Consider the following 25,972-nt stretch of genomic DNA (forward strand, 5'->3'; position numbering starts at 1 on the left):
CTTGTAGTATCTTTGTTAGATTATACTCTAAAAAAGCCTATGAAACCTAATATTTCTGAAGTAAACCCTAAAGAAAACATTATTATTAAGGGTGCTAAATTGCACAATCTTAACAATATTGATGTTGTAATACCAAGAAATAAACTGGTGGTAATTACCGGGCTGTCCGGATCAGGAAAATCTAGTTTAGCGTTTGACACGCTTTATGCAGAAGGCCAGCGAAGGTATGTAGAAAGTCTTTCTAGCTACGCTAGACAATTTTTGGGACGCCTAAACAAACCTAAAGTAGATTACATAAAGGGCATAGCGCCTGCCATAGCCATAGAGCAAAAAGTAAATTCAACCAATCCCCGTTCTACGGTTGGAACATCGACAGAGATATATGATTATTTAAAGTTACTTTTTGCCAGAATCGGTAAAACCTTCTCTCCTATTTCTGGAGAGCAGGTAAAAAAAGAGACTGTAAGTGATGTTATTAATTACATAAAAACTTTTGATGAAGGTGAGCGTCTGCTACTTTTAGCCCCTGTGGAACTGGAGGAAAACAGAACTATTGAAAACAAACTTAAAGCCCTACAACAGCAAGGTTATGCAAGGATAAAACAAAACAATAAAGTAGTACGTATAGACGAAGCTCAAGTTTCTGACAAAGACCAAATTGAGCTTGTTGTTGACAGGATAGTCTTGAAAAACGACGAAGATTTCCTTAACCGTTTGGCTGATGCTATTCAAACGGCTTTTTATGAAGGCAAAGGAACTTGTATAGTCGAAGCACTAAAAAATGAAACCAAACGTGTGTTCAGCAATAAATTTGAGTTGGATGGTATAACGTTTTTAGAGCCCAATGTACACCTTTTCAGTTTCAATAATCCCTATGGTGCATGTCCGAAATGTGAGGGTTATGGAGATATTATAGGAATTGACGAAGATTTGGTCATTCCAGATACAGGATTGTCTGTATATGAAAATGCTATTTTTCCATGGCGAGGAGAAAGCATGAGCTGGTACAAAGATCAGCTGGTAAACAATTCTCATAAATTTAATTTCCCAATTCACAAGCCTTATTTTGAACTAAGCGAAGAACAGAAACAACTTATTTGGGATGGTAATCAATATTTTGAAGGTCTCAACAGCTTTTTTGCTGAGTTAGAATCTAAAGCTTACAAAATTCAAAATCGTGTTATGCTCTCACGCTATCGCGGTAAGACTAAATGTAAAGCATGTAATGGTAAACGGTTAAGAAAAGAAGCTGATTATGTTAAAATTGGAGATGTAACGATTACAGATTTAGTAGAAATGCCAATAAAAAATCTACTTAGCTTCTTCTCTGATTTGAAACTTAGTAAACATGATGAAAAGATTGCCTCTAGACTACTTAAAGAAATAAACAATAGACTTACATTTTTATCGAATGTTGGGCTGGACTACTTAACACTAAACAGAAAATCCAATAGCTTGTCTGGCGGAGAAAGTCAAAGGATTAATCTAGCGACCTCTTTAGGGAGTAGTCTTGTGGGGTCTATGTATATCTTAGACGAACCAAGTATTGGCTTACACCCTAAGGATACCGAAAGATTGGTTTCTGTTTTAAATTCATTGCGTAACCTAGGAAACACTGTAATTGTAGTTGAACATGATGAAGACATTATGAAAGCTGCTGATAATATTATAGATATTGGCCCAGAAGCGGGAACTTACGGTGGTAATGTAGTGGCCAATGGCACTTACAAGGATATTTTAGAATCTAACTCATTAACTTCAAAATATTTAAGCGAAGTTTTACAAATAGAAGTCCCAAAAACAAGAAGAACAACAAAGTATCATGTTAATGTTGTTGGAGCTAGAGAAAACAATCTCAAAAATATAGATGTTACCTTTCCATTAGGAATGCTAACGGTAGTAACTGGTGTTTCTGGAAGTGGAAAAAGCACATTAGTGAAAAAAATCTTGTTCCCTGCATTACAAAAAAAATTAACCGATTTTAGTGATAGACCAGGACAATTTACTGCTCTTGAAGGTAACTTTAATAATATTAAATCTATAGAATTTGTTGACCAAAATCCTATAGGAAGGTCATCTAGGTCCAATCCAGTAACTTACATTAAAGCTTACGATGATATAAGGTCGTTATTTGCAAATCAAAAACTTAGCAAAATACGAAACTATCAAGCCAAACATTTTTCGTTCAATGTTGACGGAGGTCGCTGTGAGACTTGTAAAGGTGAAGGTGAGGTTACAATTGAAATGCAATTCATGGCTGATGTTCATCTGGAATGTGAAACTTGTAAGGGTAAGCGGTTTAAAAAAGAAGTGCTTGAGGTCACCTTTGCTGATAAAAACATTTATGATATTCTAAGCCTTACAATAGATGATGCTATCACATTTTTTGAGGCTAATAACCAGCCCAAAATAAAAAAGAAACTTCAACCTTTACAGGATGTAGGCTTAGGGTATGTTACATTAGGGCAAAGCTCCTCAACTCTTTCTGGCGGGGAAGCCCAGCGCATTAAGCTAGCTTCTTTTTTAGGGAAGGGACAAAATTCCGATAATACACTTTTCATTTTTGATGAACCTACAACTGGCCTTCATTTTCACGATATTCATAAACTTCTAAAATCATTCAATGCCCTTATTGATAAAGGTCATTCCATAATAGTTGTAGAACACAACTTAGAGCTTATAAAATGTGCAGACCATATAATCGACTTAGGTCCTGATGGCGGTGAAAACGGTGGAAATGTAGTGGCTTATGGTACTCCTGAAGACATCAGCAAAAACACCAAATCTGTTACGGGGAAATATTTAGCTGAAAAACTAACATAACCTCAGATTCAGCTTTACTTCACTTAAGGATTTGCGTTTAATAAAACAGGATACCTACGAATAGTAAAATAACAAAGGCTACAGGCACAACAAAACTCAAATAAATAAATGTTATAACGCCTGTTTTAATTAAACCACCAAACCAGCTGCTCATGTAAAACTTGCGAATGGCAATAAACAAGTAAAAGAAGGTAGACATAATGATTAAGAAATCTAACGTCCCAGGCAGGTTGAAAAAATAATTTATTATCATAAGCAAGCTGAATGCCATGAAAAGAAAGGAGAAAAAGTAAAAGCTAAACACCAAATGATGTGCATAAGCGCCTTTACTGTAAAAAAACAATTTTAAAATGAGCGCAAATATGGGTAGCAATATGAACAAGGAAATGGGTATAGCATCATATACATATTGTAAAATACCCTCACCACTATTCTTCTTTTTTAACTTAAGAGCTTGAGCATAAAACTTTCTGGTTAATACTCCAGCATCATCTTTCATGCCCATTGCTCTATACACTTCATCATCTGGAGTTCCCGCATCTATTAACGAGTCTATTTTTTTTGAATTGTACCCAAAAATAGATTGTGAGCTTATGTCTTTTTTAACACGGTTTTTAACCAGAGAATCTAAAACCTTAGACTCTACTTGACTCAACCCTTCAACCCCTTTCTCTTCCAGAGGCTTTAAAATACTATCAATCTTAATAGAATCCATCACTCTTTCTGCCTGAACTTCTAAACTATCATTTAAAAGAGGTCTTGCCGTAGCTTCCTTTAAAGACTTATCTAAGTTTTGCACTTTATCTTTTACAACCAATACAGATAACAAAAAAAAGAAAACCACCGACACAAAAAGATACAACTGAGCAGGATGAAGATACAATAAGCGTTTGCCTTCAATAAACGTCTTGGCCAGATAGCCCGGCCTAGTCATTAATGGAATAAAGCTCTTGAAAAATTTAGCATCAAAAGAAAAATAGTTACTTATTGTGTTATAAAACAATACACCAACTGTTAGTTTATCCCTAACCTGCTGGCCACAATGCGGACAAAATTTAAAATCCTTTTCAAATTCTTCTCCACAATTTTTACAGGTTTCAAGCGTATCTCCCATAGGCTGATTTAGTTAACTCTAAAAATAACAAAGTTTTACTAGATAACATATTGAAAATTGCGGATTGTTATTGACTTAAACCAAAAAAACAACTCTAACACTACCATCAAATCAAAAACCGCCATAAACCTATAAATTTTAAACAGCAACCCCACCTTAATTATCAGCCTGTATTTTTTTTGGCACACTGTTTGGTTACTACATAATGTATTAACATTTAAACGCTACGATTATGAGAAATTTACTATATATGATAGCTAGCTTGTTTTTTTTCAGCTCGACTATTTTCGCATCAACCGCCAATTCTAATACATTAAATACATCTGCATTTTTTGGAGGTTATGGCAATAATTTCATTTTTGTAGAGAACGGTATTGAGTTTTCAGTTTTTCCAGATGGGCAATTCGATTTTAATATTCTTGGAAGAAATTCACGTTTCAATGTGTCTTTAGGTTCCCGAAATGCTAATATTAGTTTTAATTCTGGTTTCAACTACAATGCTTTTGTTCAATATGACGAGTTTGGTGCTATTATTCAAATTGAGAACACACCTATTTATTATGATTATTATGGTCGTATTGTGCAAGCTGGAAACGTAAACATAAACTATAATGGTTTTGGAAACATATCCCGTATTGGTGGACTATACGTGCACTATAACAGGTTTAACACATTCTCGCATTGTACAGGATTTATTAATTTTTATAACAGACGATACGTTTATAGACCATGGCATAGATACTACATATTACCTGCTTTAGATTATTGTGTTGTATACAATAGACCATACAGAAGGTTTTACAACCCAGTCAGATATATCTACAATAGACCTTTCTATAACAACTACAGACCAATTACTGCTGTTGCAAGCAGACGAGGACACACTGTTGTAAGAAATAGAAAGTATGCTACTGTTAATAGAAGTACAAGAAATGTTACTAGAATTAACAGAAACTCAAATCCTAGGAGAGATTTAGCCAGAGTGCGTTCTGAGAGAATTACATCTTCGAATCGCAATGCCAATATCAATAGAAATAGCAGGTCTTCTAATACTGAAACCACTAGAAGATATGCTACCAATAGAACAAACAACACATATTCTCAACCTAGGAGCACAGAAAGAGTGAGAATTGCTGATAATAGGAGGTCTAGAGAAGATATTTCGGCTAACAGTAGAACTCCCGCTAACAACAATAGATATTCTAATACTGTTAAAAGGGAACGAAACTATACTGAAAAGGTGAATAGGCCAAACAACAATAATTCTCGTAATTATAGTAGTAACAATAATTCAAAAAGAAGAACGCCACAGGTTTCTAACAGGCAATCTAATTCTAACCAAAGGTATTCCAGATCGAGTACCTCACAGAATAGAAATAGTACTTCACGAAACTCTGTAAGCAGATCTCAAAACAAAAGTAACTCTGGAGCAACTCAAAGTAGAGGTTCCTCTGGCAACAATACAAGGTCTTTACCCAGAAGACGTTAATGATTTTTTTGGTTGGTTAGTTGGAAAGCCCTGCGATATGTATGCCTCAAAGCAACATCGCGGGGTTTTCTCTTTAGCACTATTTATCTCTTAATATATCTATTTATTACTGAAGAAATATCAACAGATAAATTAAACCTGTATACTATTAAGAAGTAAGCAATACAAATCACGACAGTCTTTAAGCCTATGTTAATTATCGGCTGAAAAGAAAAATCCCAGAAATAGAAAAGAAACGACATTGTTAAAATCAGTATTCCTACTTTTAAACTGTTTGTTGAAAAAGGTAATATCCTGAAATACCTGTAAACAAAAAATAACTTTATTGAATTGTAAAGTACAATAGCTAAAAAAGTACCTAGAGCCGCCCCGTTGATTCCCAAAACAGGAATTAGAAAAATATTTAACATAATCATTACTACTACAAGCGCCACTCCAAAAGCTAAAATAACCCTGTAGTAATCACTATTAAATAAAATAGCATTATTACTCCCTAAAATAGAATCGTAGAGTTTTGCCGTGCTTATTAAGATAACCACATACACCCCTGCACTATACTTATCATCTATGAGGTAGTAAAATTGATTGATATTTGAAACTATAAGCAGAAAAATCAAACCGCTAACAATCAATAAATTAAGAGAACTTTTTTTGTACAATTCTTCTAAAGCATCGAAATCACTTTCATTTAAAAACTTTGCTGATAACGGCATTAGTATTTGATGCATCGACCTTTGCGGCACTACAATAACCGTTGCAATGTAAACAGCAACGTTATAAAAGGCGATATTTTCTAAATCAATCAACAACTGCCCTAGCATGAATTTATCTATATCCAATAAAATACTGGCTACAGATCCAGCAACCATAATTAAAGCACTGTATTTTAAAATTTTATTTAAACCAGATATTTTCTTGAAAGTAATTACAGGGAGTTTAATACTAAAAGCGAATAGTTGCATGATTAGCATTCTAAGAATATACACACAGACCAAACCTGTCATAAATTGCTCAATATTAATCACTTCGTAGTAAAGCAGGACTAAAAGGACTAAAGCTCCTACTCTATGAAAGACCTCTTTCATTAAATTGCCAAAAACCGTTTTCATTTGGACTTTAGCCCAAGCAAAAAAGACTTCAAAATATGCCAGCGCAATAGCCACGACTATAATATGCCATATATAACCTTCAATTAAATCGTTTTTACTTGATAATATTTGTCCAATTGTTTCATGAGACAAATACCCAATAAAACTCACTGGTAAAACAATAAGCATTGGCAAGAGAATCATTAAAGTCAAAAAACTATTCACAGAAACCCTTGTTTTAAATGAAGAATAGAATTTCACCAATGTGTTGTGAACGCCAAATGCCATTAATGGCATCATGACATGAGCAACTGAAAGCATATAACCAACCATGCCATAGTATTCTCCAGACATAAACTTTGTATACAAGAACAATGTGTTAATCGCACCAATTAAAAAGCCTAGATAAGTAGAGGCTACATTTTTTATCGACTGTGAAGCTACAATGCCCATTATAATAGCCTGGATAAAGATTCGGTTAATTTCTTTCTACTGTATTTTTGTAAACCTACAGGATAAGTTTTTAGAGTGTTGTTTTTGTAAGCCTTATAATGACTTAAGATAGAGTCTTTCAATAAACCATATTCGTTATAATAAAAGTAATTCCCAGTGTTGGTTTCACTAATTATCTTTTCAACATCAGAATCTTTGGGGCCCAATGCAATGATAGGCCTATGTGATATCATGTATTCAAATAATTTTCCAGGAATTATGCTTTTAGTGTCTTTGGAATCTATCTCAACAAGTAATAATACTTGAGACTTTCTTTGAAATATAACAGATTCATAATGTGAAATATAACCTATATTATTAACATAATTACTTAAACCTAAAGATTTTATCGAGTTTAGAACCTCACCACTTGTAGTACCCACGAAATTCAATTGAAAATCTTTGGCGAAATTAGGATATTCACTTACCAAATCCGCAAACACTTTCCATAAATTTTCAGGGTTTCTTCCTGATAACAAAGACCCAATGTGAGCAATTGAAAACTTCTTATCTAAATCAACGGGTTCTATTTTTTCGTAATCATAACCGTTAGTTATAACACTAATGGGTTTAATAGTTAATTTAGAAAATTCAGATTTAGTAGTAAAACTTGTCGCTACAATTTGATCGGCAGAGTTCAATACGCTTTTTTCAAGAAAAAGGTGCTTTCGTTGAGACCGTTTGGTTAGTTTTAATTTTTTGTGGTAACCTATAGTTGTCCATGGGTCCCTGAAATCTGCAATCCACTTTATATTCAACCGTTGCTTAATTTGCATCCCTATGAGGTGTAAACTATGTGGCGGTCCAGTTGTTATTATTGTTTCAATGCTTTCATTTGAAATATAATCGCTTAAAAATTCAACTGATGGCTTAACCCAATTTTTTCTAGCATCTGGAATAAAAAAATTCCCTCTAACAAACAACATAATCCTTTCTGACAAACTCTGATTTTTTTGTTCAGAAATAACACCTTTTGCTATAGTGTTACTATTTTTTCTAGAAAAGAATCTTGCCAACTTATAAGGTTCTTTAATAGGAAACCTTAAAACTTTTGTACCGTTAGGAATTTTGTTTACAAGACTTTCGTCGACTAGAGCATAGTTGGGATTCTCTGGAACGAAAACAATGGGTTCAATACCATAATCTGGTAAATACTTTACAAACTTTAACCAGCGTTGAACACCAGGACCTCCTGCAGGAGGCCAATAATAGGTGATTATGAGTACCTTTTTACTCACTCTTGCTTGTGTTTTTTTTCAACTCATAAAACAACCCACCGAAGAGCAACAACACTAGCAAAACAGAACTGCCTAATGCAATGCCACTTCCTGTTTTTACAACATCTGGATCAAACTTAAACTCAATTATATGGCTTCCTTTTGGAATATCCATACCCCTTAACGTATAATTTACTCGCATGTGGGTAGTCGGCTCACCGTTTATGAAAGTTTTCCATCCATTACCATAATAGATTTCAGAGAAAACCGCAAAACCATCATTGTCGTTGCTTGATTCGTATTTTAAATAGTTAGGTTTTGCTTCTTTAAGTATAATCGAGGCTAATGAATCTAATTCGAAAGATTTTCCTTTTTCTTTTTTAAGCAGTTCCGTTTTACGGGCAAAAATTGCAACATTCTTATTATCTAAGCTATCTAGCATAAGAATTTCATCATTGGCAGAATCCACAGGTTTTAACTTTTTTACAAACCAAGCATTGCCATTGGCTTGGTCGTTAAAATAGGACACTACGCCTTCTTTGGTATCGGCAATAATATACTTTGTGTTTAGCATGTTTAAGACATTCATGTTGTTCTTAGCAACATAAAAATCAAAAACTTCCCTGTACCGTTTTAGTTCAGCTGCATTATATCCGTTTAAAGAATTATGAAAATAAGATGCCTTTGTTCTATTTTGAAGCCCTTCATTAGAGATATCGAATACCCTAAAATGACTTTTATCTTTAAGGATTTCCTTGTCGGCTTCATTCATCGCAAAAGGTTTATTTACCTTTATGACAGACACAAAATCATCATTATTAACATAACGCCTATCCACCCCAACTAAATCGAATAAGATTAAAACACCAAATGTAAGTGCTACCCATTTCTCTTTTAATTTACCCTTTAAAAAGGCATAAACAGTAACAGAAGCTAGTATGACTAGCATTAAAGTCCTTAAAGTATCTGCTGTGAAAATCGATTTCCTATCTTCTTTAACTGTGTTTATAAAATCCTGTCCGTAGCTCTGGATGTAATACCCATCGTTAGCTCCAGAAAAACTGAATAATGAATTCTTAAACAATAGAAACACAACTGCTATACCAGCAGTAATTATCGTTGTATATTTTAATGCCTTTAATTTTTCTTCCTTTTTGCCAAAGTCATTTAATAGTCTTACCAAAGCAAAGACCGCTAATACAGGAACACACAATTCCAATATCACTTGAATAGAACTTACAGCTCTAAATTTGTTATACAATGGCACATAATCAATAAAGAAATCGGTGAGAAAACTTAAATTCTTTCCGTAAGATAGTAAAAGAGACATAATAGTGCCACCAACTAACCACCATTTCAGCCTGCCTTTTACTAAAAATAACCCAAGCACAAATAGAAACAAGACCACAGCACCTACATAAGCTGGCGCTTCAACAATAGGCTGTTGCCCCCAGTAAGTAGGTCCTTCTTCAGATTTGTATTTTTTATATATAGCGGAGTCCTTACCTAGATGCTCAAAATTCCCACCTCCCATAAACCTTGGGATAAAGAGGTTAAAGGTCTCCAATTTACCATAACTAAATTGAGTAATATAGTCCCTGTCTAAACCATAAGTAACTTCTTTAGGAGAACCATCAGGATTAATAGTTAATTCACTTTTTCCACGTGTACTTTCCTTAACATACTCCTGGGTAGCCATGACTCCTGTTGCGTTTAAACCCACAGATAAGACCACGGCCAAAATTAAGATTCCTACCGACTTGAAATAATGCGGCAATGCTTTCTTTTTTACTGCATCGATTAAATAAACGATACCCAAAACGACAACCAACAACAACAAGTAATACGTCATCTGAAAGTGATTGGATACAATTTCCAGCCCCATAGCTACGGTTGTCAACAAAAACCCATAGACATACCGCTTTTGAAAAGTAAGCAGAATACCGCTTAAAACCAATGGCATATAAGCTATGGCGTGCGCCTTACTATTATGTCCCACTCCCAAGATTATAATTAAATACGTGGAAAAGCCAAAAGCCAAGGCTCCAATAGCAGCTAACTTAAAATCTACTTTTAGCACCAAAAGCAAAATGTAAAAACTTAATAAGTAGAGAAATAAGTAATCGGCTGGCCTTGGTAAAAAACGAAGTACTAAGTCTAACTTCTTAATATAATTATGTGGATATTGCGCGCCAAGTTGATATGTAGGCATTCCACCGAAAGCACTATTAGTCCAGTAGGTTTCCTCTCCTGTTTTAGCTCTAAAATCGTTTTGTTGTTTAGACATCCCAATGTATTGCTTGATGTCATTTTGAAAAATAGCTTTTCCTTGTAAAACCGGATTAAAATAAGCCAAAGAAGCTATAATAAACCCAACTAGTACTAGTATGTGGGGTAAAAATCTTTTGAAAGAAAATTGCATGAAATTACTTTAAAATCAACGCAGGTGAAATTAATCAATTTCTTCGAAATCAACATAATCACCCACGTCTTTATTAGATGCTTTTCTATTGGGAATTTTATCGATAGTAACTTCTCCCGCTTTCTTAGAGGCTTGCTCCTGTGTCGTATTTTTATATTGCCCGAAAGGTTGACCAAAACGCTGTTCGGCTTTCTTAATAATGAACTTTGCAAGAAATGGCGATAATAGTCGCGCCAAAATCTTTACACCAAAGTATATTAGAATAATAATCAGAATAGTTCTTACCAAACCTGTTACTGAAGCAAATTGATGCATGTAAATCTTTTTAACAAAAGTACAATTCTATCCTTTTTAAATCCTTTAATAACGATAAAAAAAGCATAAAATATCTATATTTGATTTTAAGTTGATAGCCTCGTTTTAAAAAACGAGTTCGCCTTTATGTCTTGTTTGAAAACAAAAACCTAACAATGAAGCCTTTAAAGACCTTTATTTCATGCCTATTATTAATGACCTCCACATTGGTTTACCCCCAATATACAGATGTCATTAATTCTAATAGACCAGGGGCCTCTAGAAGCGCTTACTCTGTAGGTACAAATGTAGTGCAGTTTGAAATTGGACCTTATTACGTAAAAGAAAAAAGGACTCCAGCCACAACATACGAGGTTAGCGGTTTGGGAGTAGATTTTTCCGCGAGATATGGACTGTTTTTTGAACAATTAGAGATAAACATAGAAGGCATTTACCAAAATGACACAAAAAAGTATACGTTTAGACCTGATGCTGAAGAACCCAGAAGCAATTTTAAGCATATTACGCTTGGAGCTAAATATTTGATTTACGATCCCTATAAAGACCAAGAGAGTAACAAGCCAAATCTTTACAGTTGGAAAGCCAACCATAGCTTTAAGTGGGAAGACCTAATTCCTGCTGTTTCAGTTTACTTGGGTGGTAACTATGATACTAAGAACAACCCATACACGGCACCAGGAATTGAAGGTTTTAGTCCAAAGGTTATGGTAGCTACACAAAACAACTTTGCTGGTGGTTGGGTATTCATAATGAATTTCATCAAGGATCGTATAGGTACAAACCAATCCGATTTTCAATACGTATTAACTCTAACACATGCTTTCAATCAACAATGGGTAGTATTTGGTGAAATGCAAGGTATCAAAAGTGATTTTTATGCTGATAATTTATTTAGAGTTGGTGGTGCCCGGCTATTAGGTAGAAACTTTCAACTAGACGCTGCACTTACTTTTAACACAAAAGATACACCCTCTGTTTTTAATGCGGGTATTGGAGCTTCGTACAGGTTAGACTTTCATAAAGACCCTATACCAGATAACAACAATAGTGTTGAAGACGAAGGAAAAAGAAAAACCCGTAAGAACAACACTAAAAAACAGAAAAAGAGAAAAAAGAGAAGAGATGACGAAATAAACGAGGAAAATAAAATAAAAAAACAGAAAAAGAAAGACATTGATTTTGACTAAAAACCCAACACCAACTAAAAGTGTTAACTGAATATGATTACAATTAAAGAGGTTAACTCAAAAAAAGACCTAAAGGCTTTTATAAAATTTCCGTTCAAGCTATATGAAGATTCAGAAAGCTGGACACCACCAATTATTAGCCAAGAACTAAAAACTTTTGATAAAAACGAAAACCCTGTATTTAAAGATGCAGATGCGAGATTATTTTTAGCCTATCAAAACAATGAAATTGTTGGCAGGGTCGCTGCTATTATTAATTGGCTAGAGGTTAAAAATCAAGACCAAAAAAAAATGCGATTCGGGTGGTTTGATTTTATTGATGATTTAAACGTTTCCCAAGCGCTATTTAATAAAGTTGAAGATATTGGGAAATCAGAAAATTTACACTTTACCGAAGGGCCTGTTGGCTTTTCCAACCTTGATAAAGTAGGTGTTGTGACTGAAGGATTTGATGTGGTATCCCCCATGATAACTTGGTATAACCACCCTTACTATGCCAAACATTATGAAGCTGCAGGTTATAAAGTTGAAAAAGGCTATATTGAAAGTAAATTTCCTTTTAAAAATGTAAAACCCGAACATTTTAAAAAAGCTCAAGTATTAATAAAACGAAGATACCAACTAAGGGCACTTAAGTTTACTAAAACTAAAGAAGTGATGCCTTATGTTGATAAGATGTTCAACCTATTTAATGAGTCGTATGCTTCGTTGTCCTCCTTTGTTGAGATTACAGATATCCAAAAAGCTTATTTTAAAAAGAAATTTATAAGTTTTGTAAATCCAGAATATATAAAGTTTGTTGTTGACAAGGACGATAACCTTGTAGGGTTTGCCATTGTTATGCCCTCTTTTGCCAAGGCCATGCAAAGAGCAAAAGGGAGGCTATTACCTTATGGTTTTTATCATATTCTAAAAGCGAAAAAGCACAGTAAGGATGTTATTTTCTACCTGATTGGAATCCATCCCGAATACCAAAACAAAGGGGTACATGCCGTGATTTTCAATGAATACTATGAAACATTTAAAGAAAAAGGAATTCAAAATTGTTATAGAACCCCTGAACTAGAAGATAATGTTGCCATACATAAAATCTGGAAACATTTTGACCCCGTAGTATGTAGAAAAAGAAAAACATTCAGGAAAAATTTATTGTAAATAAAAAGGGATGATTTAAAATCATCCCTTTTTATTTGGTTTTTTAAAACCAGTATTTTATTCTCCCATAGCAGCCATAACAGCAGCTGAAAGACGTTTGTATGTTCCATTCTCCAATCTATCTCTTATACTTTCAAACGCATGCAAAGTTTCTTTAACATCATCTAAAGTATGTGTAGCGGTTGGTATCAATCTTAATAAAATTAATCCCTTAGGGATAACCGGGTATACCACTATAGAACAGAAAATTCCATAATTTTCTCTTAAATCCTTAACCAATGCCATTGCTTCAGGTATACTACCTTTTAAATAAACAGGCGTTACACAACTTTGGGTTGTACCGATATCAAAACCTCTTTCTTTTAATCCGGACTGTAACGCATTTACGTTTTCCCATAACTTAGCTTTCAGCTCTGGCATAGTTTTAAGCATTTCTAAACGCTTTAGAGCCCCAACTACCAATTGCATTTGTAGCGACTTGGCAAACATTTGAGAACGTAAATTATATTTCAAGTAATCTATAATCTCTTGGTCTCCGGCAATAAAAGCACCGGTACTCGCTAAAGATTTAGCAAATGTCGCAAAGTAAACATCTATATCATCTTGAACGCCTTGTTCCTCACCTGCTCCTGCTCCTGTGGCACCAAGGGTTCCAAAACCATGGGCATCATCAACAAAAAGTCTGAAATTAAATTTCTTCTTTAAAGCTACTATCTCTTTTAAGCGACCTTGTTCACCTCGCATACCAAAAACACCTTCAGAAATCACAAGAATTCCTCCACCGGTTTGCTCGGCCATTTTAGAAGCTCGCTCTAAGTTTTTTTCTAAACTTTCTACGTCATTATGTTTGTATGTGAAGCGTTTACCCATATGCAAACGAACTCCATCTATAATACAAGCGTGTGCATCTACATCATACACTATAATGTCGTCTTTCGATACAAGAGCATCAATGGTAGAAACCATACCCTGATAACCAAAATTCAAAAGATAAGCAGCTTCTTTTTTTACGAAAGCCGCTAACTCATTTTGTAGTTTTTCATGCAAGTCTGTGTGACCAGACATCATTCTAGCACCCATTGGATAGGCAGAACCATATTCAGCAGCAGCTTCAGCATCTACTTTTCTCACTTCAGGATGGTTCGCTAGGCCCAGGTAATCGTTAATACTCCAAGTTATAACCTCTTTTCCTTGAAACTTCATTCTATTTGAAATTTCACCTTCTAATTTAGGAAATACAAAATAACCTTCTGCTTGAGCTGCCCATTTTCCTAGAGGTCCCTTATCCTTGTAAATTTTTTCAAATAAATCTTTCATTTATAATATCTTACGCTATTAAATTTAAGACAAACTAACTTTTGGTAGATGCAAGAAATAACAATCTAAAACAATAGGTTTAGACAAAAATCTTAATAGTTTAGTCCCTAGTTAGTTTATGCAAAATTAAATATTTTAATGTTTTGAACATAATTTTTAGGGTTCAATTATCTACAAAATAAAAAAAGAGATTAAATCTTGTTTTTTCAACAAAAATCAATCTCTTTGATTTGAGTAAAGGTGTTTTTATTTAATGTACTGAACCTTTTCTGCAGCTTCCTCATTAATACTATCGAAGAAACCTTGATCGTTCATCCATTTATCACAATACACCTTACTCATATATCTTGACCCGTGATCTGGGAATATCACAACAACTTTATCACCTTTCTTAAATGCTCCAGATTCATTCAATTGTTTAAGACCTTGAACTACTGCGCCAGAGGTATAACCAACGAACATGCCTTCTGTTCTGGCAACTTCTCTAGCGGTGTGAGCACTATCTTCGTCTGTAACTTTAACAAACTCATCAACAATATCAAAATCTGTTGCTCCCGGAATTAAGTTTTTCCCCAATCCTTCGATTCTGTAAGGGTAAATCTCCTTTTCATCAAACTCTCGAGTTTCGTGATATTTCTTAATCACAGAACCATAAGCATCAATACCTATAACTTTTATATTTGGGTTTTGCTCTTTTAAATATTTAGCTGTACCAGAAATTGTTCCTCCAGTACCACTACAGGCAACCAAATGCGTTATTTCCCCATCGGTCTGTTCCCAAATTTCTGGACCTGTAGAATGGTAATGTGCATCAATATTAAGCTCATTGAAATATTGATTAATATACACAGAGCCTTTTCTTTCAGCATGTAAACGCTTTGCTACTTCGTAATAAGACCTTGGATCGTCTGCACTTACATGAGCCGGACAAACATAAACCTTAGCGCCCATATTTTTGAGCATGTCTATTTTATCTGGTGATGATTTTGAACTCACAGCCAACACACATTCATAACCCTTAATGATACTAACCATTGCCAAACTAAATCCAGTATTACCAGAAGTAGTTTCTATAATAGTATCGCCAGGTTTAAGAATACCTTTCTTCTCGGCTTGCTCTATGATGTATAATGCTATTCTGTCTTTTGAAGAATGTCCGGGGTTAAAGGATTCTATTTTAGCGTAGAAATCTCCTTTAAAACCAGAGGTTATTTTGTTTAATCTAACAAGCGGTGTATTGCCCACTAAATCCAACAAACTGTTAAAAACCTTTTTGTTTTGTTTCATAAAAGAAATTTATAAACCACAAAATTATTACTATAATGCGACTTAAAACCTGACAAAAATAAGTTTTTTTTTTAAATTAATTGTGTATTCCCTCTAAATCCAACAAAAACGCATATTCTAACGCAACTTCTTTTAAGCTTTCAAATCTACCAGAAGCCCCTCCATGTCCAGAGTCCATATCCGTGTGCAATAACAATTTATTGGTGTCTATTTTTAACTCTCGCAGCTTAGCCACCCATTTTGCGGGCTCCCAATACTGCACTTGCGAATCGTGTAAACCAGTTGTTACCAGCATATTGGGATATGCTTTAGATTCTACATTATCATATGGTGAATAGGATTTCATGTAATGATAGTATTTCGAATCATTTGGATTTCCCCACTCATCATATTCGCCAGTTGTTAATGGAATGGTATCATCTAACATTGTAGTAACCACATCCACAAACGGAACCGCAGCTAAAACACCTTTATATAATTCAGGGTTCATATTAATAACTGCTCCCATTAGCAAACCTCCCGCAGAACCACCATAAGCGTATAAATGTTGTCCTGAAGTATATTTTTGTTCAATTAAATACTTGGAACAATCAATAAAGTCATGAAAGGTATTTTTCTTAGTTAGTAACTTTCCGTTTTCATACCAGTCTCTACCCAAATACTCCCCTCCTCTAATATGAGCAATAGCATAAATAAAACCTCTATCCAGTAAACTTAACCTAATCGTTGAAAATGATGGATCAACAGTAGACCCATAAGAACCGTAAGCATACTGCAATAATGGATTTGACCCATCTCGTTTAACACCTTTTTTGTGAACCAATGAAATTGGCACTTTTACGCCATCTCTGGCTGTTGCCCAAATGCGAGTAGATTCATAATTATTTTTGTCAAAGTTACCTCCAAGAACTTCCTGTTCTTTTTTTACCTCGCTTTGTTTGGTTCTTACATTATAGTCAATTACAGAACTAGGTGTTGTAAGCGAATTATAAGCATACCTTAGCACTTGGCTGTTAAAATCTGGATTATTACCTATATAGACCGTATACGTTTCCGAACTAAAAGGCAAATAGTAGTCTTCCTTACCATCCCAACTGATAATCCTGAGCTGGTTTAAACCGTTTTGTCTCTCGTTAACTACTAGAAAATCCTTAAAAATCTCAATATCCTCTAGTAAAACATCTTTTCTATGTGGAATAACTTCTTCCCAATTGTTTATACCAGTAGTACCTTCATCGGTTTTTAGTAATTTGAAATTTGTGGCACCATCTGAATTTGCCATTATGTAAAAGCAGCCGTTGTAGTGGGCAATACTATATTCCAAATCTTTTTGTCGCTCTTGAAATACTTTAAAATCACCTTCAGGGTTATCGGCATTTAAAATCCTATATTCTGTTGAAAGTGTACTGGAAGAACCAATAATGATATATTTTCGTGACTTAGATTTATATACAAAACTATAGAAGGTATCGTCTTTTTCATGATATACCTCTACATCTTTTACTGCCCCTTCCCCTAACCTATGCTTTAAGATTTTATGGGAACGTAGAGTGATTTCATCCTTAATTGCGTAAAACAATGTTTTATTATCGTTAGCCCAAGTAACGCTTCCGGTAGTGTTTTTAATATTATCTTTTAATATTTCTCCTGTTTCTAAATTTTTAATTTGAATGGTATATTGACGTCTACTAACCGTATCAGTAGTATAGGCTGCTAATTTATTATCTGGACTTATGGCAATACTCCCCAATTTAAAATAAGTGTGTTCTTTAGCCATTTCATTGCAGTCAAACAAGAGCTCTTCGTTGGCATCTAAAGTCTCTTTTTTTCTAGTGTAAATAGGGTAATCTTGCCCTTTTTCAAAACGTGTTATGTACCAATATCCATTTAGTTTGTAAGGTACCGAGGTGTCATCTTCTTTAATCCTTGATTTCATCTCCTCAAACAATACTTTTTGAAAAGATTCAGTATGAGCCATAATACTTTTTGTATACTCATTTTCACTGTTTAGATAATCAATAACATCTTGGTTTTCTCTTTCGTTTAACCAATAATAATCATCTATTCTAACATCGTTATGGATTGCTAGTTCTTTAGGCTTTTTGTAAGCAACCGGGGTTTTCGTATCGTTTTCCAAGTGAAGCGATTTAATTCTTAAAATTTTAGCGTTCAAAAGTACATGATTTTTTTCATTTAAAAATTACCCCTTCTCAATTGAAAATTGAATAATTTTGTTGAGAATTAAAATTTACAAGATTATGTTTGGAGATATGATGAATATGATGGGGAAACTTAAAGAAACCCAAAAAAAAGTTGAAGAAACCAAGAAACGTTTAGATACTGTTTTAGTAGATGAACAAAGTTCTGATAATAAATTAAGTGTAACACTCACTGCCAATAGAGAAATTAAAACTATATCTATAGACGACGAGCTGCTACAAGACAAAGAACAATTAGAAGATTATTTAATACTCACATTGAACAAGGCCATCGAAAAGGCCACAAAAGTTAATGAAACTGAGTTGGCAGCCGCAGCCAAAGAAGGCCTTCCAAATATTCCAGGAATGGATATGTTTAAATAAGACTAAAGTCCTTTCAAAGCCTTTAAAACTGCTGTATGCATATCATTGGTATAATTTAAATGAGTTACCATTCTTAACTTATTACTTCCCATACTAATGATGTGTATACCTCTATCAACAAGCCTCTGAAAAAACACCTGTTCACTAACATCATCGTTTAATTCGAAAATTATAATGTTAGTTTCAATTGGCTCGACCGATTTAATTTGAGGCTTTTGCGTTAAAACCTCACCTATTTCTCTAGCTTTTTTATGATCACCAACTAATCTATCTACATGGTTGTCTAAGGCGTAAAGTGCAGCCGCAGCTAAGTATCCCGCTTGCCTTAAATTTCCACCAAAAACCTTTCTTATTCTAATCGCATTTTTCATAATGTCTGCATCTCCCACTAAAACAGAGCCGATTGGCGCCCCTAAACCTTTACTAAAACAAACAGAAATGGTATCGAAAATCTCACCATATTGCTTTGGGTTTTCCTTCTTGGCAACCAGGGCATTCCACAATCTGGCACCATCCAAGTGATAACCTAATTTGTTTTCTAAACAAACCTTTTTTATTTTAATCAATTCATTAAAATCCCAACAAGCCCCACCACCCTTGTTGGTAGTATTTTCTACAGCGACCAAACTCGTTTGCGCATACCAATAGTCTAAAGGATTAATAGCTTCCTTAACTTGATTTAATGTAAACATACCTCTTTGCCCGTCCAACAATTTACAAGACACACCACTGTTAAAAGCCACACCACCAGATTCATAATTATAAATATGGCCATATTTATCGCATATTACTTGTTCTCCGGGATTTGTATGAAGTTTAATTGCTGTTTGGTTTGCCATGGTTCCACTAGGAAAAAATAGAGCCTTCTCCTTTCCAAACATATTTGCTAAGCGTTCTTCCAATTTTTTAACTGTTTCATCTTCACCGAACACATCATCACCAACTTTGGCTTGCATCATAAACTCGAGCATTTCTTTTGTTGGCTTGGTAACAGTATCACTTCTTAGGTCTATTTTCATAATATCACATAAAATTAACTTTACAACTTATAAATTTAAAATTAAAAAGTTAGAATACTATATTTAACTGACCTAAACATATAACACATGTCTATTCAAAAAATATCTCATGAGTTTATTAAATAACTTACGAAATAAATCCTTTTGGTTTATAGATACTTTAAAAGGAAAAAAAATAAAGAATCATTTAAATGAAATTTCTTTCGTTCTAAACAACTTAGAAAGTAATGAATCTTTAAAACTAAGAGAACAACATCTTCAGGATATATTAAAACATGCCACTAAAACTTCATCTTTTTATAGTGATTACAAAGGAATAATTAATATAGGAGAATTCCCCGTTATTAGAAAAACTGTTGTTCAAGAAAATTTTAAAGCCTTCCAATCTAAACCTTACATTAGCAAAAAAAACTATAAAGTATCCACAAGTGGATCTACAGGTATTCCGTTTTTTCTTTATCAGGATGCTAACAAAAGAAGTAGAAATAGAGCAGATGTATTATATTTTTCTGGACAATCTGATTTTAAATTAGGAAATAGATTATACGAACTTGAAGTGTGGAGATCTCACAATAAAAAAGGGAAGTTAACTTCATGGTTACAAAATATTGTTCAATTTGATATTTCGAGATTAACTGATGATAGGATACTAGAATTTTTGAATATGCTAAAACGCTATAGGCAAGAGAAAAATATTCTTGGTTTTGCCTCTTCACTTGAACAAATTAGCATGTATTTAGAAAGAAATAAAATACATTTAAAAAATTTAAATATAAATTCTGTTATAGCCAACTCCGAATATCTTAATGAATATACCAAAACGACATTAAGCAAGCATTTAAATACACCTATACTATCTAGATATTCAAGTGAAGAACTCGGGATAATAGCACAACAAACTAAATATTCTACTCAACATTTTATTATCAATCATGCTAGTTATTATGTTGAATTATTAGATTTTAATCATGATAAACCAGTAAAACCAGGAGAGTTTGGTAGAATTGTAGTAACTGATTTATTTAACTACGCTATGCCTTTAATTAGATACGATACTGGTGATATTGCCAAACTACTTCAATTAGAAAATGGACAGATAAAATTTGAAAAAATTGAAGGTCGAAAAATGGATTTAATTTATGACACTAAAGGCAACATAGTATCTTCTTTTGTTGTGTATACTAAATTCTACAGCTTTTACAATTTATTAAGACAATATCAATTCATTCAACACGGTAAAAAAGAATATGAAATAAAACTTAATATCATTGACAAATTTCCCTATGAACAATTGTTAATTGATAGTGTAAAAGAGGATTTTGGTAGCGACGCAGATATTACGGTTTCATATGTTGATGAAATCCCTCTCCTATCATCAGGAAAACGAAAAAAAGTAGTATGTAATTATCGTAAGATTTAATATTACTAAAATCGAGCTACGATGATATTCTTAGTTCTAGTAATAAATTTATATATCATAGGTACTGGGTCTATCAATGCAAATTTTAAAGGTGTATTGTTAAGTATAAAACCTATTTTGAAAATGAAACCTGGTTTATACTTTACTTTTCTTATCAATCCTTTAAGATTTAAATATTCTATAAACTTGAATTGTGGTTTATTAAAAGTTAATCCAGTGCTACTTAAGCAATACAAATACGGGAAGTTTACTCCTGCCAGTAAAGACGCATCTAAAGATACCCAAAACCTGGTATTAACTTCAATTATGTTAAATGTACAAGTATTTTTATTGTATCTCATGTCAATATGGGCAACACCATTCCAATCTAATGATTTTGTAAGTTTTTCAACAATTTTATATACATCAGGTTCTTCTATAAACTGCAACCCATACTGAGGTGTAAATTTATTTTTTCCAAGCATACTCCCTTTCTGGATGGTATAGGCTAGAATTTCACCATTATTACATAAAACACTGCAATCAATATCGTAACCTTCAATATACTCTTGAATAATATTTGTGTATTTAAAATTGTTCTTAGCAAAGTGTGCTTTTATATCCTCTTCACGTTTAAAAACCTTAATGCCTTGTCCTCCACCAAAACCTTCTAAAGGTTTAATAATCACTGGGAAATTCAAAACATCTAATTTATTTGTATTTTCCCCGGGGCTTATAGTTATACTTTTAGGTCCTGGAATATCGTACTTTTCCAGATGCTTTGCTAAAGCCCCTTTATTAATAGCCGTATTAAAATTTACTATTGAAGGTAATAAACCTAATTTATCCTGATTTAATATGCTTTTTCTATGTTTGATTAAGGTCTTAATCTTAATTTCAAAAATGGGTAATACAACATCTATTTGATGCTTATTAATTTCTCTATTAACGTTTTCAATCCATATCTCATCTATTTTATTTTCAGGATAATATGAAAAACCTTTTATATATCTGGAATAGCGCATAGGGTTATGTTTTGTACTTGACATTACAAAAACATCAACTAATTCTATTTGTGAAAGACAATTAATTACATGAATTAAAATATGACTTTCCCCATCAGGTATTAAAACAGAAATTTTATCCTTTTTCATTTTGACATCAATTTAAATCATATCAATTTTAGGCTTTTTTTTAAGTAATAATGGTAAGAAGAATAGAATAATTACCCAGGTAAGCGTAATATGAATAAAATCCATTATGAATCCATTAAACAAATACCTAATGAACAAATCTAGAAAAAACAAAAACACATAAAAGTTCGTGCTATGCAAAAGAAAAAATCGTAAAGCTTTCCAATTGGTGAAAATTTTGCTTTCTTTTTTTATTTGAAACCAATCATCTGATAATATTGCTTTAGTGGAAAACTCAAAAGTTTTACTGAAACTTAAAAGTCTAAAGTATCGCTTTACCTGTGGTGACATATCTTTATTAAAACTAACTAAAATAGTTTCTGAGGGCCAATGAACAAAAATTAAAAGCATAATTACAATGTCTTCATAAAAATGCCCAAACCTAAAAGCCGTTATTGAATATAGCACAGTATGAAATAATAAAATAACCCAACCGACATTACGATGTTGTTTTTTGAAAAAGAACAGTACTGTAATACCTAATTCAGTTAACATAGCAAACCAGGACAATAATTTAGCTAGTAACATATCTGGGAATAAGCGAGAAGTATAAATAAAAAAAAGATTTTCTCTTGCATTCGCCAGCCAATTATACATAAATTGACCATTCCACCACTCTATCTGGGACACCTTGTTTACGAATGCACCCAAATACACCAAACTAAATTGAATGAATAGCAGCCAGGGATAACTATTTTTATTAGTAAAACCTGCTATTAAAAACACACACCCACATATAAACAAATGATTTCTAAACAGTGGTTTAGATGATAGTAAAATAATAATTACCGAGCTACCAAGAATAATAGCCGCAGCTCTTGTTCTTATGTTAAATAGCAACAATATTCCTGATAAAACAAAAATACTTTTAAATAAAGTTTTAAACACATTGGGGTAGTTTAAAAAAACATCTAATTGAGGTATGTAAGGAATGTACGGGTCATCAATATATCCGACAAAGCCATAAACACACAATACAATAAACAACAACTTACACATGAGTAAAATGTTGGGCTGCATAGACTCTACAGAAAAGTTTAGAGGAAAATATTGTGTCATTGCTTTAATCTCCATATGCGTTGTTTATTTCCATTAGTTTCATATTTTACTAAAACATTGGCATTATCATTTATTCCATAAGTAGTTTCATATTGTGTAATGATATTGAAAACATTATTTATACTTCTTGGCTCCCAACCTTCAGCTTTATAACGGTACCTGTCTTTTACCTCTCTTTTAGTTAATTGCTTACCATCTATCTCTACACTTACTTGAATATATGTATGTTCATCATAGGGTGCCCAACAAAAAAAACGTTCTGAGATAAATAAAGCATAGATTATGGAGATAACTTGGAGCAGTAAAAAAGTAATTCCAAAATAATACCTAGTTTTCATAATTTCATACTATTTAATGGAGTCAGTTAAACTTCTGACTACGTATTTAAAAGATTCTCTTATCTTTCAAATTTATATTTTCTACCAATTTCCAAAAGTTCATCAGTGAAATCTCCAAATAGAGGTCCGTTGCAAAGCTGATGAATCCCAATAGATTGCCTGTATGTATTATACTCTATAAATACTGGGTCACTAACATCATCTATGGCTATATCCCAAGAAATAATTCTAAAGTAAGGAGTTTTTGAGTGAATTTGCTTTACCATTTCAAGAGCTTTATGAAATGATGGTACTATGTAATCATTTAATAAAATATTTGTATCGGTTTTTTTTAGTTTTTCCCCTGATGCGAAATAACCAAACTCGCGAAGTTTTCCATCATTTTTTATACCACATACCAGACCTCCAGATGCATTGTTATCTGTAAACATTCCTTTTCTTCCAATTCGTAAAATCGATGACAAAATATAAACTGAATCTTCTTTTAGGTAACTTATTATTCTTAAAGTATTTAGAGAACTGGGGTTAAGAGCTTTTAGCCTAGCATGTTGCTCTACAACAGTTTGGATAATAAAATCCTTCTTGTAAGAGACTAACAACTCTTTAATTGATAGCTTTTTGTAGTCTGTTGTTCTATCTTTTATGAGAAACCCAACGACCTCCTTTCCACCTCCAGATTCTATACTGGGCTTAATCACAAGTTTGTTTTCATAACGACAACAGTGTTCTATTGCTGTTGATCTATTAACTATTTCATTATTCACATAATAAAAACCGTTTATATTCTTTAGAACTGTAATGGGTTGTTTAAAGTCTTTAAATATAATTTCAGAAAGGTTTTTATCCAAAAGTGCAGGCCATTGTTTCATTTCATTTAATGAATTAGAAACAATTGAATGAAATATATCCTCTGGGATATATCGTATAAAAAATTGGTTATTTACAGAACTATAAAACCTATGCCAATATGTTTTAACCTTAGTATATCCCCTTTTCTTATAAAACGCCTTTATTTGTTTTAACTGATCTGAGCTCAGTTTTTTCGACTTATACTCTTTAAGACTCTTTTTAACCTTTTTTCTAAAGAGCATATCAAGATTAAAACGCAATAACCTATGTCTCATTTTAATTATAAAACTTAAAAATAGATCTTTAAAAAAGTAATATATCCACATAAATACTAGGATTTATATTCAATCTTAGCTTAAACTTGACTATAAATAAAACTTAATCGTTTAAATTATTTATTTGTCAGATAAACAATTTAGTTAAATAGTAGTTAGCAATTCATTAAATAATAATAAATTGATATTTGTCTATAAATGCATATTTAAATTCTATTTTTGTTCAAAAATAAATCCAAATGATAACATCAGATCACATTAAAGATCTTAACACCCGCCTTGACAAACTAAGGCACTATCTTTGACGTAGATAGAAAACTAATCGAAATACAAAACGAGGAAGAGAAAACATTCGACCCCAATTTTTGGGATGATCCAAAGTCTGCCGAATCCATAATGAAATCACTTCGTGTAAAGAAAAAGTGGGTTGAAGATTATAAAAACATTAAATCTCAAATTGAAGATTTAGAAGTACTTTATGAATTCTACAAAGAAGGTGAAACTCCTCTTGAAGAAATAGAAGAAAATTTCAGCAAAGTATCTACATATCTTGAGGATACCGAATTCAGGAATATGCTATCCGACGAAGGCGATAGTCTTAGTGCCGTTCTTCAAATCACTGCTGGGGCTGGAGGTACCGAGAGTTGTGATTGGGCCAGCATGCTTATGCGCATGTACCTCATGTATGCCGAAAAAGAAGGTCATAAAGTAAAAGAGCTTAACTACCAAGAAGGCGATGTCGCAGGTATAAAAACAGTGACTTTAGAAATTGACGGCGACTTTGCTTTTGGTTGGTTAAAAGGTGAAAATGGTGTACATAGATTGGTTAGAATATCGCCATTCGACAGTAATGCCAAGCGCCATACCAGTTTTGCTTCCGTATACGTATATCCACTTGTTGACGATACCATAGAAATTGAGATAAATCCTGCAGATATAGAGATTACCACAGCAAGATCCAGTGGGGCCGGTGGGCAGAATGTTAACAAAGTAGAAACAAAAGTACAATTGGTACATAAACCTACAGGAATACAAATATCGTGTTCTGAAACACGTTCCCAGCACGATAATAGAGACCGCGCCATGCAAATGTTACGGTCACAACTTTATGAAATTGAATTGGAAAAACAACGTGCTCAAAGAGATGATATTGAAGCTAGTAAAATGAAAATTGAGTGGGGAAGCCAGATTCGCAATTACGTTATGCACCCTTATAAATTGGTAAAGGATGTTCGTTCCTCTCACGAAACTGGCAATGTCGATGCGGTTATGAATGGAGATATCAGTCCATTCTTAAAAGCCTATTTAATGATGATGGGGCAAAAAGAAGAACAGACAGACCAATTATAAGA

At 33.3% G+C, this 25,972-nt stretch carries 20 protein-coding genes; 7 read left to right on the top strand and 13 right to left on the bottom strand.

Annotated features, from left to right (window positions below):
* The first annotated feature begins 39 nt into the window (after window positions 1-39).
* The gene (gene uvrA / locus M0214_RS13085; RefSeq protein ID WP_248723011.1) at window positions 40-2,823 is read left to right on the top strand and encodes an excinuclease ABC subunit UvrA; all 2,784 of its coding nucleotides are present in this window, start codon (window positions 40-42) and stop codon (window positions 2,821-2,823) included.
* Between the two features lie 37 nt (window positions 2,824-2,860).
* Here the strand turns inward: uvrA and M0214_RS13090 are convergent, their stop codons facing one another.
* Window positions 2,861-3,937 carry a DUF3667 domain-containing protein gene (locus M0214_RS13090; RefSeq protein WP_248723012.1) on the bottom strand — a complete coding sequence of 359 codons (1,077 nt, stop codon included), beginning with the start codon at window positions 3,935-3,937 and terminating at the stop codon, window positions 2,861-2,863.
* A 232-nt stretch (window positions 3,938-4,169) separates the two neighbouring features.
* Here M0214_RS13090 and M0214_RS13095 point away from each other — a divergent pair, with 232 nt between their 5' ends.
* Window positions 4,170-5,426, top strand: a complete 1,257-nt coding sequence (locus M0214_RS13095; protein WP_248723013.1) for a hypothetical protein — start codon at window positions 4,170-4,172, stop codon at window positions 5,424-5,426.
* An 83-nt stretch (window positions 5,427-5,509) separates the two neighbouring features.
* On the opposite strand, the gene M0214_RS13100 is transcribed toward M0214_RS13095, so the two are convergent.
* Genes M0214_RS13100 through M0214_RS13115 form a run of 4 tightly spaced genes read right to left on the bottom strand, consistent with a single transcriptional unit; the run spans window position 5,510 to window position 10,960 of the window.
* Window positions 5,510-6,967 carry a polysaccharide biosynthesis C-terminal domain-containing protein gene (locus tag M0214_RS13100; protein WP_248723014.1) on the bottom strand — a complete coding sequence of 486 codons (1,458 nt, stop codon included), beginning with the start codon at window positions 6,965-6,967 and terminating at the stop codon, window positions 5,510-5,512.
* A complete protein-coding gene (locus M0214_RS13105) occupies window positions 6,967-8,244 on the bottom strand; it encodes a glycosyltransferase family 4 protein (protein ID WP_248723015.1) in 1,278 nt (425 codons plus the stop codon). Before M0214_RS13105 ends, M0214_RS13100 begins: the two co-directional genes overlap by 1 nt.
* Window positions 8,237-10,645: a YfhO family protein gene (locus tag M0214_RS13110; RefSeq protein ID WP_248723016.1), complete on the bottom strand. Its 2,409-nt coding sequence runs from the start codon at window positions 10,643-10,645 to the stop codon at window positions 8,237-8,239. The genes M0214_RS13105 and M0214_RS13110 overlap by 8 nt, the downstream gene beginning before the upstream one ends.
* Window positions 10,646-10,675: 30 nt before the next feature.
* Window positions 10,676-10,960, bottom strand: a complete 285-nt coding sequence (locus M0214_RS13115) for a DUF4834 family protein (RefSeq protein WP_248723017.1) — start codon at window positions 10,958-10,960, stop codon at window positions 10,676-10,678.
* Between the two features lie 155 nt (window positions 10,961-11,115).
* Here M0214_RS13115 and M0214_RS13120 point away from each other — a divergent pair, with 155 nt between their 5' ends.
* Entirely contained in the window at window positions 11,116-12,147 is a 1,032-nt protein-coding gene (locus tag M0214_RS13120; RefSeq protein ID WP_248723018.1) for a transporter, read from the top strand.
* A gap of 33 nt (window positions 12,148-12,180) precedes the next feature.
* Window positions 12,181-13,302: a GNAT family N-acetyltransferase gene (locus M0214_RS13125; RefSeq protein ID WP_248723019.1), complete on the top strand. Its 1,122-nt coding sequence runs from the start codon at window positions 12,181-12,183 to the stop codon at window positions 13,300-13,302.
* Window positions 13,303-13,359: 57 nt separating this feature from the next.
* Here M0214_RS13125 and M0214_RS13130 read toward each other — a convergent pair whose 3' ends face one another.
* The 3 genes from M0214_RS13130 to M0214_RS13140 all read right to left on the bottom strand — a co-directional run bounded on the left by M0214_RS13130 (window position 13,360) and on the right by M0214_RS13140 (window position 18,079).
* Window positions 13,360-14,619: an aminotransferase class I/II-fold pyridoxal phosphate-dependent enzyme gene (locus M0214_RS13130; protein ID WP_248723020.1), complete on the bottom strand. Its 1,260-nt coding sequence runs from the start codon at window positions 14,617-14,619 to the stop codon at window positions 13,360-13,362.
* Between the two features lie 246 nt (window positions 14,620-14,865).
* Window positions 14,866-15,906 carry a PLP-dependent cysteine synthase family protein gene (locus M0214_RS13135; RefSeq protein WP_248723021.1) on the bottom strand — a complete coding sequence of 347 codons (1,041 nt, stop codon included), beginning with the start codon at window positions 15,904-15,906 and terminating at the stop codon, window positions 14,866-14,868.
* A 76-nt stretch (window positions 15,907-15,982) separates the two neighbouring features.
* Window positions 15,983-18,079 (bottom strand): S9 family peptidase, encoded by a 2,097-nt coding sequence (locus M0214_RS13140; protein ID WP_371873506.1) that lies wholly within the window; start codon window positions 18,077-18,079, stop codon window positions 15,983-15,985.
* 85 nt (window positions 18,080-18,164) lie between these two features.
* Between M0214_RS13140 and M0214_RS13145 the strand changes: the two genes are divergently transcribed.
* The gene (locus tag M0214_RS13145; RefSeq protein WP_248724968.1) at window positions 18,165-18,488 is read left to right on the top strand and encodes a YbaB/EbfC family nucleoid-associated protein; all 324 of its coding nucleotides are present in this window, start codon (window positions 18,165-18,167) and stop codon (window positions 18,486-18,488) included.
* A 2-nt stretch (window positions 18,489-18,490) separates the two neighbouring features.
* On the opposite strand, the gene M0214_RS13150 is transcribed toward M0214_RS13145, so the two are convergent.
* A complete protein-coding gene (locus tag M0214_RS13150; protein WP_248723022.1) occupies window positions 18,491-19,507 on the bottom strand; it encodes a low specificity L-threonine aldolase in 1,017 nt (338 codons plus the stop codon).
* A gap of 109 nt (window positions 19,508-19,616) precedes the next feature.
* Between M0214_RS13150 and M0214_RS13155 the strand changes: the two genes are divergently transcribed.
* Complete coding sequence (locus M0214_RS13155; protein WP_248723023.1) at window positions 19,617-20,927, top strand: CoF synthetase; 1,311 nt, start codon at window positions 19,617-19,619, stop codon at window positions 20,925-20,927.
* A 5-nt stretch (window positions 20,928-20,932) separates the two neighbouring features.
* Here M0214_RS13155 and M0214_RS13160 read toward each other — a convergent pair whose 3' ends face one another.
* The 4 genes from M0214_RS13160 to M0214_RS13175 are packed head-to-tail and all read right to left on the bottom strand — an operon-like array spanning window position 20,933 to window position 24,620.
* Window positions 20,933-22,060: an ATP-grasp domain-containing protein gene (locus tag M0214_RS13160; RefSeq protein WP_248723024.1), complete on the bottom strand. Its 1,128-nt coding sequence runs from the start codon at window positions 22,058-22,060 to the stop codon at window positions 20,933-20,935.
* 12 nt (window positions 22,061-22,072) lie between these two features.
* On the bottom strand, window positions 22,073-23,173 hold the full coding sequence (locus tag M0214_RS13165; RefSeq protein ID WP_248723025.1) for a hypothetical protein: 1,101 nt from the start codon (window positions 23,171-23,173) through the stop codon (window positions 22,073-22,075).
* Window positions 23,155-23,496, bottom strand: a complete 342-nt coding sequence (locus M0214_RS13170; RefSeq protein WP_248723026.1) for a hypothetical protein — start codon at window positions 23,494-23,496, stop codon at window positions 23,155-23,157. Before M0214_RS13170 ends, M0214_RS13165 begins: the two co-directional genes overlap by 19 nt.
* A 59-nt stretch (window positions 23,497-23,555) precedes the next feature.
* The gene (locus M0214_RS13175) at window positions 23,556-24,620 is read right to left on the bottom strand and encodes a sugar-transfer associated ATP-grasp domain-containing protein (protein ID WP_248723027.1); all 1,065 of its coding nucleotides are present in this window, start codon (window positions 24,618-24,620) and stop codon (window positions 23,556-23,558) included.
* A gap of 239 nt (window positions 24,621-24,859) precedes the next feature.
* On the opposite strand from M0214_RS13175, the gene prfB reads away from it, so the two are divergent.
* Window positions 24,860-25,970, top strand: a protein-coding gene (gene prfB / locus M0214_RS13180) for a peptide chain release factor 2 (protein ID WP_248723028.1) whose coding sequence is annotated in 2 segments (ribosomal slippage) — window positions 24,860-24,922 and window positions 24,924-25,970 — 1,110 coding nt in all. Because the reading frame shifts where the segments join, the coding sequence is not laid out codon by codon here.
* The last annotated feature ends 2 nt before the right edge of the window (window positions 25,971-25,972 follow it).

Source organism: Seonamhaeicola sp. ML3 (assembly GCF_023273855.1).
Lineage (GTDB): Bacteria > Bacteroidota > Bacteroidia > Flavobacteriales > Flavobacteriaceae > Seonamhaeicola.